Annotated in this window: 12 protein-coding genes; 5 read left to right on the forward strand and 7 right to left on the reverse strand. The window is 62.6% G+C overall.

The genetic code is table 11. From position 1 onward, the window contains the following. Positions 1-450 precede the first annotated feature (450 nt). Positions 451-1,500: a hypothetical protein gene (locus tag M2421_RS12970; protein WP_259207299.1), complete on the reverse strand. Its 1,050-nt coding sequence runs from the start codon at positions 1,498-1,500 to the stop codon at positions 451-453. Positions 1,501-1,616: 116 nt separating this feature from the next. Between M2421_RS12970 and M2421_RS12975 the strand changes: the two genes are divergently transcribed. Next, on the forward strand, positions 1,617-2,303 hold the full coding sequence (locus M2421_RS12975) for a hypothetical protein (RefSeq protein ID WP_259207301.1): 687 nt from the start codon (positions 1,617-1,619) through the stop codon (positions 2,301-2,303). A gap of 63 nt (positions 2,304-2,366) precedes the next feature. Here the strand turns inward: M2421_RS12975 and M2421_RS12980 are convergent, their stop codons facing one another. The 3 genes from M2421_RS12980 to M2421_RS12990 all read right to left on the reverse strand — a co-directional run bounded on the left by M2421_RS12980 (position 2,367) and on the right by M2421_RS12990 (position 4,749). Then, positions 2,367-3,512 (reverse strand): YncE family protein, encoded by a 1,146-nt coding sequence (locus M2421_RS12980; protein WP_259207304.1) that lies wholly within the window; start codon positions 3,510-3,512, stop codon positions 2,367-2,369. 127 nt (positions 3,513-3,639) lie between these two features. Further along, positions 3,640-4,221, reverse strand: coding sequence for an XVIPCD domain-containing protein (locus M2421_RS12985; RefSeq protein WP_259207305.1), 582 nt, complete (start codon positions 4,219-4,221; stop codon positions 3,640-3,642). 237 nt (positions 4,222-4,458) lie between these two features. Next, positions 4,459-4,749 (reverse strand): hypothetical protein, encoded by a 291-nt coding sequence (locus M2421_RS12990; protein WP_259207307.1) that lies wholly within the window; start codon positions 4,747-4,749, stop codon positions 4,459-4,461. Positions 4,750-5,679: 930 nt separating this feature from the next. Between M2421_RS12990 and M2421_RS12995 the strand changes: the two genes are divergently transcribed. Beyond that, positions 5,680-6,282 carry a hypothetical protein gene (locus M2421_RS12995; RefSeq protein WP_259207309.1) on the forward strand — a complete coding sequence of 201 codons (603 nt, stop codon included), beginning with the start codon at positions 5,680-5,682 and terminating at the stop codon, positions 6,280-6,282. Then, positions 6,279-7,706: an XVIPCD domain-containing protein gene (locus tag M2421_RS13000; RefSeq protein WP_259207312.1), complete on the forward strand. Its 1,428-nt coding sequence runs from the start codon at positions 6,279-6,281 to the stop codon at positions 7,704-7,706. Before M2421_RS12995 ends, M2421_RS13000 begins: the two co-directional genes overlap by 4 nt. Positions 7,707-7,917: 211 nt before the next feature. Here the strand turns inward: M2421_RS13000 and M2421_RS13005 are convergent, their stop codons facing one another. Together M2421_RS13005 and M2421_RS13010 are read right to left on the reverse strand one after the other, a co-directional pair. Beyond that, on the reverse strand, positions 7,918-8,418 hold the full coding sequence (locus M2421_RS13005) for a hypothetical protein (RefSeq protein WP_259207315.1): 501 nt from the start codon (positions 8,416-8,418) through the stop codon (positions 7,918-7,920). Positions 8,419-9,180: 762 nt separating this feature from the next. Further along, positions 9,181-9,681 carry a hypothetical protein gene (locus tag M2421_RS13010; RefSeq protein WP_259207316.1) on the reverse strand — a complete coding sequence of 167 codons (501 nt, stop codon included), beginning with the start codon at positions 9,679-9,681 and terminating at the stop codon, positions 9,181-9,183. A gap of 924 nt (positions 9,682-10,605) precedes the next feature. On the opposite strand from M2421_RS13010, the gene M2421_RS13015 reads away from it, so the two are divergent. Together M2421_RS13015 and M2421_RS13020 are read left to right on the forward strand one after the other, a co-directional pair. Continuing rightward, complete coding sequence (locus M2421_RS13015) at positions 10,606-11,478, forward strand: hypothetical protein (RefSeq protein WP_259207318.1); 873 nt, start codon at positions 10,606-10,608, stop codon at positions 11,476-11,478. A 25-nt stretch (positions 11,479-11,503) separates the two neighbouring features. Further along, the gene (locus tag M2421_RS13020; RefSeq protein ID WP_259207320.1) at positions 11,504-12,835 is read left to right on the forward strand and encodes an XVIPCD domain-containing protein; all 1,332 of its coding nucleotides are present in this window, start codon (positions 11,504-11,506) and stop codon (positions 12,833-12,835) included. Positions 12,836-13,145: 310 nt separating this feature from the next. Here M2421_RS13020 and M2421_RS13025 read toward each other — a convergent pair whose 3' ends face one another. Further along, complete coding sequence (locus M2421_RS13025; protein ID WP_259207322.1) at positions 13,146-13,478, reverse strand: hypothetical protein; 333 nt, start codon at positions 13,476-13,478, stop codon at positions 13,146-13,148. Between the last annotated feature and the right edge of the window lie 79 nt (positions 13,479-13,557).

Raw genomic sequence — 13,557 nt, forward strand, 5'->3', positions numbered from 1 at the left:
CACCGGCCAGGCCGCGCGGTGCACCTGCTGCCTGGGCCAGCGTCCGTTGGACACCTGCGTAGCCAGCCGACCAGCGGCACCCCCGTGCGCCCCGCGCCCCGAGACGGCGGTCGCCGCGAGCGCCTGAGCGCCGCGCCTGCGGCAGTGACGCACCTCGACAGTCTTGGCCGGCGCGATGGTCACGCGGTTGTCGCCGCCCTCCACGCCTGGGCGCTCCATGTCCCACGCGTGCCGATGGACGAAGCGGCTGGCGGGGTGAGCAGCCCCACGTCGCTGGCGGCAACGCCGGACACGCCTTCGAACCCTGGAAACGGCTGATTCATTGGTGGGGACGCCGCCACGACCATCCCGGCCGGGCACAGCCCAACCAGCGCGAGCAACCGTCTCATGCGGCATCGCCCGTAAAACGCAACGGGGCACGCAGGCGCGGACCGGGCCACCCGGCGGTGGTCAGCCCGCGTTACCCCGCGTTGCCACCTGGCGCAGCGCAAGCCGGCGCTCACCCAGTACCGCGTAAGCGAGTGCAACGCCACCGGGCAGCGGCGCGCCCGGCTGCAGCGTCGCCATGGCATGCGCCTCATCAAGCCGGTACCAGGCCCCACCCACGCGCACGAACGTTGCCGCGTCCGCGCCCTGCCGGCTCGCCCGCTCGCGCGCCTGCATCACTTCCTGCACCGGCCCACTCACCTCCAGCCGGGTCACCAGGCGTCGCCGGCCCCACATGCGCAGCGGCGGCAGGCATTGCCACACCGCCCACAGCGCGGTGAGCACCATGCCGCTGCCCAGCCACACGTTGAAACCACGGCTCACTGCCGGCAGGAACGCCAGCACCACCAGCCCCAGCAGCATCGCCCCACACAGCCACGCCGCCGCGCGCAGCACCGCGCGTGGGCGCGCCATCAGCCCCGTCCAGTCGCGTGCCTGCATCGGCGCCTCGCTGGCCGGCAGCGCGTCGAGGTCGGGGTAGGCCACCTGCAGCAGATGGCCGGGCCGCAATGCACTGAACACCAGTCGCACCTGCGTACCGGCCGGCGGCCCGGTCACCTGTCGTGGCACGAAGCCCAGCTGTTCGTCGCTGCTTGGCGATTCCTCCAGCACCGCGTGCACCGCACCGTCCACGGCGTACACCCGCGGCCGTGCGCCCAACGCGCCGCCTTGCGGCAGGATATCGGCCGTATCCAGCCGCCCCTCCACCACGGTTACCTGCCCGTCGGCCAACACCGCGCGCAGTGCCTCCGTGCGCCGCCGGCGCGCGATGACCGCCGCGACGATGCCTGCCACGCCCAGCAGGGCGGCGACGCACATCGGTATCACGGTAGGCGCTGCATTTGCCTGGTACAGCCCCAGCCACGCGAAATAGGCGGTGGCGAGCAGGCCGATACAGGCGGCCAGCAACACCCAGGCCGTGCCGGTTTCCTGCTGGAAGGCGAGGTCGGCTTGCAGGCGGGTGCGAAGCTCAGGCGACAGCGGCTGCGGCTGGCGCGCGGGGGCAGTGGACATCCTTGATCTCATGCGACGGCGTGTCGGGAAGTATGACCGAGATTCATCGCGGCCTCCGCAGCGTGCCGCCAAACACCTGCTATCGTTGCGGCCCCTGCTTTTCACGGACCGAAACCATGCAGACCACGCTTCAAGGGCGCTCCTACCAGCGCGGTGAAATCACCCTGGAGGAGCTGGCGGCCCTCACCGCAGGCTTCAACTACGCCAGCGCGCTGCTGGACGAGGATCTGCTGGGCAACGACTACGATGCCGTCGTGGTAGACGGCGACCTGCACCTGCCGTCACTGACCCTCGGCGAGCCCCTCGCCTTCCTGGTGGTCACCGGCAACCTCGTCATCGACGGCGCCTGCGTGGACTGCGACGAGCCCGCCACCGGCCTGTACGTGCTTGGCAACCTGCAGGCCGGCTCGGTGTGGACCGGCGGCATGCTGGGCGTGCAGGGCGACCTCACCGTGGCCCGCACCCTGGCCGGGTTCTACAACGACTACGCAGCCATCGTGAAAGGCACCACGCGTGCCGCGGTGTTCTTCCCGGAAAACCATTACTTCCAGTTCGAGGGCGCCCCCACGTTCGACGTGGTGCTGGGCAATGCCGCCCCTTACCGCGTGCCGACGCAGTGGGCCGCCCGGGTGACCGAAACCCTCAAGGGCCGTGCGCTGCTCGACCGCGCCGTGGGCCTGGAAAGCGAGGATCTGCCCGCGCTGTCGGCCGAGCAGATCGAGACCTTCGGTGCTACCGAGCTGCTGGATGCCCACGCGCTCTACACACGCGTACAGGCCGACAGCCCCGTGCTGAGCGACTGACCCAGCCGCCGGCACCACGCGCGTTGCCCAGCCGCTCACGGCACCGGGCAACGCGTTGCGGCATCAGTCCAGCGCAATGCGGGCCACGGACTCTTCGCTGCCCTTGGCATCCTTGTCGCCGTTCTTCACCGTCACGTACAGCACATTCCTGCGGGCATCCAATGCCAGGCTGTTCGGATGGGTGGGCACCGCGTAGCTGGCCAACTGCGTGTAGGTATCGCTGTTGTATGCCGTCACGCTGCCGCCGTCGCGGTTGGTCACGTACAGGCGCTTGCGCGGCGCATCCAGCAGGATGCCCAGCGGGCCGGCGTCGGTGGCGATGCTGGCCAGTTCCTTGCCGCTGGTGCGGTCCAGCACCAGCACGCGCTGGCCGGGGTGCGAGGAAGTGAAGCCCGAGCTGCTGGCCTGGTACTTGCGGATCATCTCCGAGCCCTGGTCCGTCACGAACAGGCGCTTGCCGGCCGGGTCCAGCGCGATGTTCATCGGCTGCTCGGCACCCACCTTGAAGCGCTGCTCCACCTTGCCGCTGTCGGTGCCCACGGTGACCACTTCGGCCAGCAGGTTGGAGGTGTACACGCGCTTGCCCTTGGCATCCAGCGCCAGCCCCGGCGCCTTGGCATTGCCCAGGCCGGGAATGGTGTTGATCACCTTCAACGTCTGCGTGTCCACCACGAACAGCACGCTGCCGTCACCGGAGTGGCCGGTCACGTACAGGCGGTGATTGGGCGCATCCACCACCAGCTCGCGCAGGTCGTGCGTGTAGGCGGCCTTGCCATCCTTGCCGACCACTTTCTCCATCAGCTGCACGGTGCCGATGGCCTTGTTGGCGGCGGTGTCGACCACGGTTACCGAGGTATCGACGGTATTGCCGACGTACAGGCGATCGCCCGCGTCATCGAGCACTACGCCGAAGCCTTTGCGCTCCAGCGGGATACGCGCTTCGACGGCGAGCGTGTCCGGGTTCAGGCGCAGCACCTGGGCCGGGCCGGCGGCATCGCCGAAGCCACCGGAGGACGCGACAAACACGGCGTTCTGCTTCGGGCTGAAGGCCAGCTCATACAGGCCCTGGGCCACCGGCTTGCGCTGGACAGCGGCTTCAGTGGCAGCAGACGGGGTGGTCTTGCCGAGGGCGAAGGCCGACGGGGCGCCGAGGGTGAGGCTGACGGCGAGGGCCAGCGTGGCCGAACGGAGGAGGAAACGTGGGTGCATGCGAGCGTCCTTGTGAGAGGCAGAGGAGAGAGATCCTTGGCTCGCGTGGCCGCTGGGGAGCGGCCATCCACACGCAGGGGACGGTGTGGGAAGGCTGGCTGGCGGGGACATGGTAGCAGCTGGGCCGCTATTCTCCTCCGCCGCCCCCGCCGTCGCCATCCATGGTCATGACGCGTGCGTTGGCCTCCAACTGCGCCTGCTGCCCCTGGGCCTGCTGCTCCATCTGCTGTGCCTGCAACCGCTGCTGTTCCTGATTCTGCGCCTCCAACTGCTGCATGGCCTCTTCCACCGGCGTCTCCACCGCCTGCCGCGTACGCATCGACGCACGCCGGCCTGCGGGGTCGCCGATGTCGCCCTCTACCAGGAAGACGAACTCTGCCTCGGGGGACGTGGCCGTTGCGCTGCTCATCACCACATGGTCTGCCCGCGTCAGCCCGTTGCCCTTTGCGAGTACGAACAGGCTTGCCGACATCCGTTCGCTGGTCGCGTCGAAGGTCCGTCCATATTCGGCATCCACGGCCGCTACGCCACCGCGTATCTGCTGGAAGAGTGGATAGTCTGGGTGGTCTGGTTTGCTTGGCCACGCCGGATGGCGCTCAGGCTCCTTCCGATCGGGCGTATTGGCGTCAACGTCGAGGCTGGTGTGATCACGCTCGGCAAGCCGTGGTGCCGGGGCTGCCCAAGTCGACTGATGGATAGGTACGTACACCGCGCCATTATCGGCGGATGTGGAGCCAGGGCGCTCGAACTGCGCACTTTTCGAAGGCGTAGCTCCAGCAAAAACCTGCGCCGGCATTTCTTCGGTCGAGCGCGGCTCTTCCGGTTCGGCCAGCTTTCGGGCCCTCCATGCAGGCTGCTCGCGGCCTGCGGCGCTATCGTTGACAGGCGGAGGTTCCACGCCGTGGCTGGAAAAATCGTCGCGCGGAAGGTCGCCCCGCTCCCTCACCTATACGCTGTCGATGTAGTCCCAGAGCGCCTTGTCGCCAATCCAGACATGCTTCCATGCCGCTTGCGACATCAATCGTTCTTTTAAGTCTGCTTTGTGCACTGCATCTTGATTCCCGCTTGCCTTCGCAGCTTCAAGTTCCGCCCTTGCCTCGCTTTTAAAGGCTTCCAAGCGCCCTTCCAATGCCCAAATAGCAAGCTCCAACCGGGGCGTAGCCGAACTCGGCTCCTTTGCCACGGCAGTGAGGACGTCCTGCAAACGATCGATATGCTCCGGATAGTCCTTGAACATTTCACGGAGCTTGAGTGGGACCGGTGGGACGTGCTGAGGCATGGTGGATTTCCTTCATCGTCTGATGCGTGACCACTCCATCTCAACCTACTACGCCATAGATAGATACCGGCTGCCCCGCCTCTTTTGCATTCTTGAAGTAGTTCCAGGGATCATCGTCACCGATCCAGACTTGTTTCAAGTGGACTTGCGGCATCAACCTGAACTTTGCCTCGGCCGCCGCAGTCTGGCTTGGAACAGCCGTTGCGCTGATTCGCCCGAGATCTCACAGAACACTCCACCATGAGTACCACTGAGAAGAGTGTCGGGCTCAAAGACGAGGTAGGCGCGCTTCGGAGGCTTGTTCTCTTTAGTCATGGAAGGCAGCCGGCTCATGAGTGTTCTTGGGCTACCTGGGGTGCTCCGCATACTGCCCGATGTGGCCCCGCTGCCAAGGCCTGCAATGAAGCACATGGGGCGTCAGGCAAGCCGGCCAACTGCTTCATTGGTCTTCCAGCTTGTTCTGATCGATACGATGACACCTCTCATCGTTGGACAGCGTAATCAGCTCGGCCAAGGCGACAGCCAACTGGGATATACCCCCTCGGCGAGAACGATGCGGCCAGCTACGCGCAGCGGTTTCGTTTGGGAGCGGCTGATGCCACGTCGCGAGAGCGCGTCATCTGTAGTAACGGCGACATACCGGATACCGGACTTGCTGCTGCTTTGATCCATGTTCGCCATTACAAGTCCCTGTGCAAGTCCGTGCTCCGCCGCTCGTGCTCCCTCGATGCTGGCACGCCGCGACGTAACCTCCCCCTGCTGACATGGGATTGTCCACCCTACGCTATCAGCATTTGTTGCTGCGCAAAGATGTGAGTACGCTTGCAGTGCGCGGCACACCGCCAATACCACCGAGGGACTTTCATGAGCTGTATCCGGCGCTGCCTGATGTCACTGCCCCTCGTGCTGCTTTCAACGCTTTTGCTCGCCTGCGCGAGCCCGGCAGAGCCCGGGCCGCCTGACCCCCCTGCTGCGGGCGCCAAGCCAGCAGCTACGCTCCCCGAGCTCCAGAATCGGCTGATTCATTACGCCGATTCCCTGAAGCAGCCAAAGGACTCCGCCCAGCACGTCTTCACCTCCATGCTGGGCGTAACTCTGGCCCCCATCGCACCCGGCGCAAAAAGCGGACGCGTCAAGGACATGCCACTGAGCGGTGGCTACATGTTCTACGCCAGTTCGTTGGCAACCCAGCCACCGCATACGTTCGGCGATTACGAGGTCGGCATCTATCGACACGGCGGACCTGCATTCACCGAGGACGAGAGATCACCCTGCGTCTGGGACGCCGCTATAGCGCGGCAGCGTCTGGAGTCGATTGGCTATCAGGCGGGTGGCGAACGACCGTTTCAGCGCGGCAGGCGACAGGAGTTCTGGCGGCCAATTGAAGACAGCGAAAAGGAGTTCTATGTACATCTGCTTACCTACACGGCGGTGGCTGGACAGGAAAAGACGTGCGTCTATGCAATTCGCTTCTCTGGGGGTAATCCATGAAGCCGCTTGACGCTCGCATCGAACCACTTCTGGCAGGCCTGTCCGGTGACCCAAGGCTGCCCAAGGGCACCGAAGAGAGCATTCGTCGTGCCATCTCTGAATCGCCGTTCCTCTCAAACCTTCTTGCAAATGCTGCTGGTGATCGACAGATCGGACGGATAGCGATCTCGTACGGCGAAAACAACGGCGGACATTTCCAGGATGGACCCAATGGAGGGCCTGGCACCATCTACGTGAGTTCAGCTTCCTTTGTGGACCGCAACGAAGCGCAGAGGCTCAACGTGCTGACTGAGATCCTGGGGCATGAAACGATGCACGGGGTTCTAACCAAGCATCGAGCGCAGGCACTATCGGAATACGTTGGCAGCTACAGAGGCTTGATGGATGAGGCCTATCAATCCAGAGCTGCAGTGGTGGATCTCACGGGTCCAGTCCGCATCTACCTGGACAGAGGACGGCAGGAGGAAGCGCTGGCTGAGGTGGCAGGCTTGAGAGCACTGAACAGTCGAATCGCCCATGCAGACCCAACCGCATCCAAGGATGATATGGCAGCGAAACTGCTGTCGTCTTCAACCTCACGGTGTGTAGACGGAGGGGCCGGTGACCGCAGGCTCGCGCCAGGGCTCTCCTACGACGAAATTTCGAAACGGACTGCCGACGGCGACAGGCCGCTACACCACGCGGTAGAACGTTGCTTCTACGATGGAAAGGGCACCTTGGGGCGGCATGGCGACTCGGACTACCGCAATTACTATGGTGTAGCACCGATAACGAGCGTCGCCCAGGATTACGCCTATCAGTCACGCGGACGCCAGCCGCCCGAGGTGCGCATTGACTTTCGAGAGCTCGGCCTGGAGCCCAGACAGCTTGAGCGAAACGGATTGGACCTAGGTTCCGCCAGAGTTTTCCCTGTCTCAGACTTTGGGAAGGATGGCTTTGGCAGGATCGAGCTGAACAACACCGGTGCAAATGGCCGGAGGGCCGATCCCCCAAATCGTGCGCTTCCGTCGGATGGCCCGCCTTCTATCGAGCTTGGCGCGCATGACCGACACCTGCTCAATCAGATTCGGGACAAGGTGGGTGAACTGGATAGAGCACACGGACGCCAGTTCGACCAGACAAGTGAGCGCGTATCGGCCAGTCTGCTTGTCAGTGCGAAAATGGCAGGATTGAGCAGTGTGGATCACGTTCTTTCCAGCAACGCAACCGCGAACGTTCCTGCTGGTCATACGCTGCACATAGTGCAAGGTGACCTGACCAATCCCACGTCACCGCGTGCACATGTGCTTGCATCGCAGACCGTGCAACGGCCTGCACAAGAGAGCCTGGAGCAAGCCGCAGCGATGGGACAGCAGCAGTCACAGGCAATGGACACGCAGCGGGCTGTGGAGCGCCAGGAGCCCCCGCCGCTCCATGCCAGGTAGTCGGTCAGGAGGGCCAGTAGACCAGCGGCTTGAAATGCGCCCACCGCTTCAGCGAGCGCACTTCCTTGGTCCTCGGCGTGCGCGACTGTTGCCACTTATTCCGCTCGCCGCGGCGCGACGCCTGTCCGGCGCGGCTGGAGGGCAACCGTTTCCGACTGACGCGGCCACATCAGAGGCATCTTCGTCGTGCCCGCCCGAGACCCTCACGTCGTCAGTCGGCGCGGACTGGGATACGTCCCTCGGCCAGGACGATACGGCCTGCTTCAGACGGAAGGTTCATTTGGGAAGGGTTGATGCCACGACGCGAGAGCGCGTCGTCTGTAGTAACGGCAACATACCGGATACTGTACTTACTACTGCTCTGATCCATGTTCGCCATTACAAGTCCTTGTGCAAGTCCGATCAAGAAGGTGAGATCTTCGTCTGTACTTCCCAATATTCTCTTGAAGCTAAAAACGGATTCAAGCACCCAGTCACGTCCCATGTCGAGCGTAAACACTCGTTCGTGCCCACCCTCAGCTTCCATCATCGCCTCACTTCCAAACAATCCCAACCCATCTACGCGCACACCATCAACGTAGAACAGGTACTGATACTCGTCGTGACTTGGATCCTCCGGTGGACTGGCGGGAAGCACTCGAGGTGATGTGATTACGACTCGATTGTCTTGATCAACGGCAGAGCCTGGTTGAGGCGTGAAATTCAATGGCATGGCGGGTCCTTCAACTTGGACGGATCCAGAGCGTGGAATGTAGTCCGGCGGCCACCTGTCGCCGCCTCGGCCAACTCAACAGCGCCATCCGACAACGCGGCGGCTGTGTCACGGACAAAGACATCGGCGCGGACCACTGCACTACGTGAGGTTGGCCGGAACGGCCGACTCTGCCAACACAATATTGCCCGTGGGCCTGGGCGCGCCTGCGACCAGGATCGAGACTCCAGCTCGATCAAGCGCTTCAGCGGTGGTGACAGCTACATACCGAACGTGGCCCCTGTTATCGGCTCGCCCCGCGTAGGCCAACACCAGAACCCGCGGTTGCGGAATTGAGATGCCCGTACTCGGATCAAACGACGAAGCGGGTTCAGCCTGGAAACAGAGAGGCACAATTCATCCTTGATCTGCATGGATGGCGAGACGTCGATTGGCGCCCTCCTGCACGTAGAGGCTTGTTGATGCGCCTCGTCCACTGAGGGAGAACCAGATGTTAACGCTTGCGGCGCGGGGAGCAAGCCTACCGGGTCGCATCCTCTGACCTTGGTCCATGTGTTCGCCATCATCCTGATTGCCATGGGTGTTGGGAACCTTCCTATCGGTACCAGTGCGCTTCAAACCATCCGCCATCATTTCGTGGAGCTTGGCGGAAATGGTGATGCGGCTTGAGGCATACCGGACTATAGATTGCTCTGGCTGCCGCCGCGCCGGGTGTGGTTCGTACGAGATCGTGAGAAGTAGAGCGATGCATCACCTCTCGGCTCATGCCTTATCGGCGGGAACAAAAACATTGGCCAATACAATCGTGCCATCAGGAAGTGGATGCACTGCGTCTGGCACCCCAATGCCGTGGCGCCCAAGCGCCTCAACAGTGGTCACCACCACATTTCGCTGAGCGTCGGTGTTGTTGTTTCGTCCTGCGAAAACATTGACCAGGCCACACGCAACATCGCGAATGAAATCGAAATCCCTGTCTGCATTGCCAATGGCCTGCTTGAAGCGGAACAACGCCTCGAAGGCCGCGTCCTGGCTAAGATCAAGGGTGTACAGCCATTCGCGTTGTCCAGACACTTCCAGTGCAACTTCGGAACCAAAGATGCCCAGCGCCCCGATACGTTCGTCTTTGAGGCGAAACACGTACTGGTACTCAATGCCATTCCTCCCGTCCGGGAGAGTGGTTGGCAGCATTCGAGGCTGGGGGATCGAGACGCCGCTTCGCTCATCAAAGGCGGCGCTGGCCGTGGGCTTGAAATCGATAGGCATCACGCGTCCTTTAGCTCGTGTCGATTGCGCGGCATTCAATTCTCCCCGGTACCCAAAGAACGCGCTGCATCAGAAAGAGATACACCCAGCGATGGCGCGGCCCTTCCCTGCTGGGCTGGGCTGGGCTGGGCTGGGCTGGGCTGGGCTGATGCTCGATCATTCCATCATCTTGAGCAATCCCGCATAGAACGCCTCTCTCCAGATGCGTCCCAAGCGCTGACCTGCACTATTCAGGGGAGCGAGGTCCGTCTGCGCCGGAGTAGTCTGAAGGCCGAAGCATGGAGGCGGCTATAGGAAAATCCTTAAGCTGCTCATCGCGCAGTGCTGCCGAACCCTGCGACCCACCGGCGCCATCTCGCCAAGGGCCCAGCACGGGCCGGTCGGCCATGGCACTGCAGCAGCCGCCACGCGGGTTGCCGCCGCAACTTCCTGGGCATCTTTTGGACCCCAACACCGGCCGGTCCACCACCGTGAGTGTGATGATGTCATGCGAGGTCACCACCTTCAGGCAAGCGCCCAGGGAGGGGCCGAGCTTGCCCAGCCAGCGGCGGCGCAGCTTGAAGCAGGGGACAAGCTCGGTTGGACTGTATTCGTCGCGGTCCGGGTACATCAGCGCGCCTATGCGGTAGGTGCGTGCGGGGCGGGCGTAGGGCTTACGCCTTGGGCGTGCGTCTGGGCCACCAGCTCGGACCGGACTGCGGCTTCGGTTGCAGCGGTCGGTGCGGTCTTGTCGCCGGGGGCGCCCACCCACACGCAGAGACCGTGCGGGAGGCGCTGGCGTGGCAACAGCGGCGGATCGAAATGGCTGATTGCGCCAAGAAGGCCCGTTCCGAATGCCGGACTTCTGGGCGCCATGCGTCAATACGGTATTTAGCTGGCCGCGCATTGTCTATATTCTTGAACAGGGTGTGCAATGGACTGATCATGAGCGATATGCCTTATCGTAGATGCGTGGCACTGGCACTGGCGCTGGGCGTGGCCGTGAGCGTCGGAGCCTGCGCGAGGACATCGAACGAACGCGGCGAAGGCAGGGAGGCTGGCATGTCAGAAGAGCAGATCATCAAGAAGGTAGTGGGTGGGCGTGCGTACACCAATGCCCCGGTAGAGGCACGCCTTGGGCCGAATCGTTTCCTGATCCCGGCCAACTACTACAACGACCAAGTTGGACCTTCTCCGGACATAGGGCTTGAGCTAACGTTGTTCTGGCCAACGCTGGACGCAGCTCCGCCTGGCAACTACCCGATGCGAACGGTAGATGAGCAGTATCGTCAGGTCAGCGCTACCGTTGTACCCATAGACAGGATACCGATCGAGTCCGTGCTTGACCGAATGGTCACCACCGACTGGACCACGGAAGCCGGTTCTCTGCGCAGCCGGGATCCGCGCGCGCGTCTCGAGCTTCGCGGAAGGCAACCTGAGGTTTTTGGTCTGGCCCCCTATGTCATCGACGAGGCCCGCATGCCGCCATTCGCCGCAGAGTATGAAGCAATGTACGGTCACGAGCTTCTGCGGAATCCCGATGGCGAGAAAGACTGGTACATCGTCCGTTCGACAGACGGGGCGTTGGTTACCTTCATAGCGTGTAGCAGTCAGCGCCTGAGACAGGATGGACTGGTGATAAGCGGAGACCGGGTAACTCCCGACGGAAGTGGGCGAGCTGCAATGTGCAGTCATCACTTCGTGGATTCAGAGAAGCGCATCGCCTTCAGCGTCAGCTACCCACGTGTCCTTCTCAAGGACTGGAAGCGGGTGGAGGATGCCATGCGAGGCGTGATGGACAGGTATCAGGTCAACTGACACCAAATTAGATCAAGGACGATGCATGAGCGGCTTGACGAAGAAAGACTTGGACATCCTTACGCATTACGCGGAGAAGGGAAATCGTGAGCTTTACTGGAACTATCTAGCGCATCTGGATGGAAATGACGGGTACGGACTTCTCGCTCTTGGCGTCGTACGTAACGACAACCTCCCGGGCCGAGTTGCCAACCGCTTCGCCACTGAAATGGCCGGCATACAGAGCAGGCTGCCTGGAGACCTCAAGAACGTTGACTTCGACGAACTGAAGGGCGAGGCATTCGGGAAGACCCTTATTCTTGAAGATGTCGGACTGCGCAGGCAGTGGCTGGAGCAAGGTCGAGCTGACCTTGCGCTCAATCTTCCCGCAGTGAGCACGAAGAAGTCGCACGATGTTTCTTTTGTGGAACACGGCTTGAGCATTCACTGCTGGACGCCACGCCTGCTCCTTGAAGCCACACGAAACCGCAGTGGCGAAGTAGCGGAGGAGCAGGTTTGGAGGAACATGCTCGACAACAACCTCGGGGGCTTCGTACGGGCCGGAAAGACAGCACTGAGTGCTGAAGTGGAGATCCAGCAGCCTGTTGGGCACATGTATCTGCTCAATATGAGCAGGCTGGAAGCACAAGCCCTCAATGATCTCTCCGCGATTGATCCCAACCGAATCGGCACCAGGCTGCAGTCCCACGAATACGTGCAGGATGAGGCCAAGTGGTACAAATCCACCGGGATTTCGCCGATGGTTTATAGAAGGGAGGAGCAGGATCCCGCCGAAATTTCCCGACTGAACAGCATCCGCGACCTTCGGCTGGAGCGACAAGAGACATCGAAGCAGTTTCATCCTGATGATCCATACCGGGACCTCGCCAAGAGCCCCTCGGTTGTATCGAACGAGCGTCGCACCGGGCCCGAGGCAGAATCGTCGCATCTGGCAGCAATGGCGCCCGCGCATCCCGACTACGCGATCTACATGCAGATTCGTGCCGGCGTTGCGGCGGAGGATTCTCGGTTGGGTCGGGTGTACGATGACATGAGTGAGCGATTCACCATGAGTTTGACGGCCTTGGCCAAGAGCGAGGGGTTGCAGCGGGTGGACCGCGTTCTGCTGAGTAATGAGACGACCCGCAGCCCTGCGGGTGAGCACGTCTTCCTGGTGCAAGGTGATCCTGAGCAAGCGGACTATCGAAGCGCGGCTATGAAAACTGCAGCTGCGGTCCAGGCGCCGATAGCGCAATCCCTTCAGCGCATTGAGAGCATCAGCGCCGAGCAGTACGGTACCGCGATTGCGCAGGCCGGGCGACAGGCCGCTGGCATGCCGATGGAACAGGACCAAGGCCAGGCGGTGCAGATTGGATGAGGCCGTCATCGAGCCTACTGCCCGGACACCCGAATCGCCGGCCCAGTGACCCACTACGCCAATTCATTTAAGGAGAGCACCGCGATCTCTGCCGCCAGCATCGCGATCGGGCCAAGTTTCTTGAGCAGAGCTATGGATGTGTGCATACCGTCGGCATGCGCATCGGAAAAGGGTACTCACTTCTCACAGCACGTCGGAAGGTGTTGCTGCACCTAGTACGCCGCACGGCGGCCCCCCCTGTCTGGTAAGCCGCCCCGCCCCCTCGGTTGCCACCATCAGGATCCAACAAGGCTAGAGCGACCTACGGATCTCACCCCACACCAAAGGGGCAGCACCTCCACCCCAGCTGCCGCAGCGCCATTTCCTCCAGGTCCCGGCCGCTGCTTGAAAATCCCGGCACCTCCTCCAACTGCCCCTTACTCACCGCCGGCGCGTCCAAGGCCACCGACGCCGCTGCACGCCTAACTGCTTCAAGCCCTGGGTCCACCGCGGCCGCCTCCAGATCGAACTGCGTGGCCACGTACACCCGCATCAACTGCCGGAGCACCTGCGCAGCGGGACGGTGTTGACGCCCCGCCGCTTCCTGGAAACTGGCGCGCAAGCCGGCTTCCATCTGTAACTGCATGAAGACACTTTTGCTCATGAGTTGCTCCCACTGCTGGGTAGTGAAACAGAATTCACAGCCGAACCCTCCACGGGCTGGCGGGCGAAGGCCGTGCAAC

The sequence above is a fragment of the Stenotrophomonas sp. BIGb0135 genome (assembly GCF_024810105.1).
GTDB lineage: Bacteria > Pseudomonadota > Gammaproteobacteria > Xanthomonadales > Xanthomonadaceae > Stenotrophomonas > Stenotrophomonas maltophilia_AB.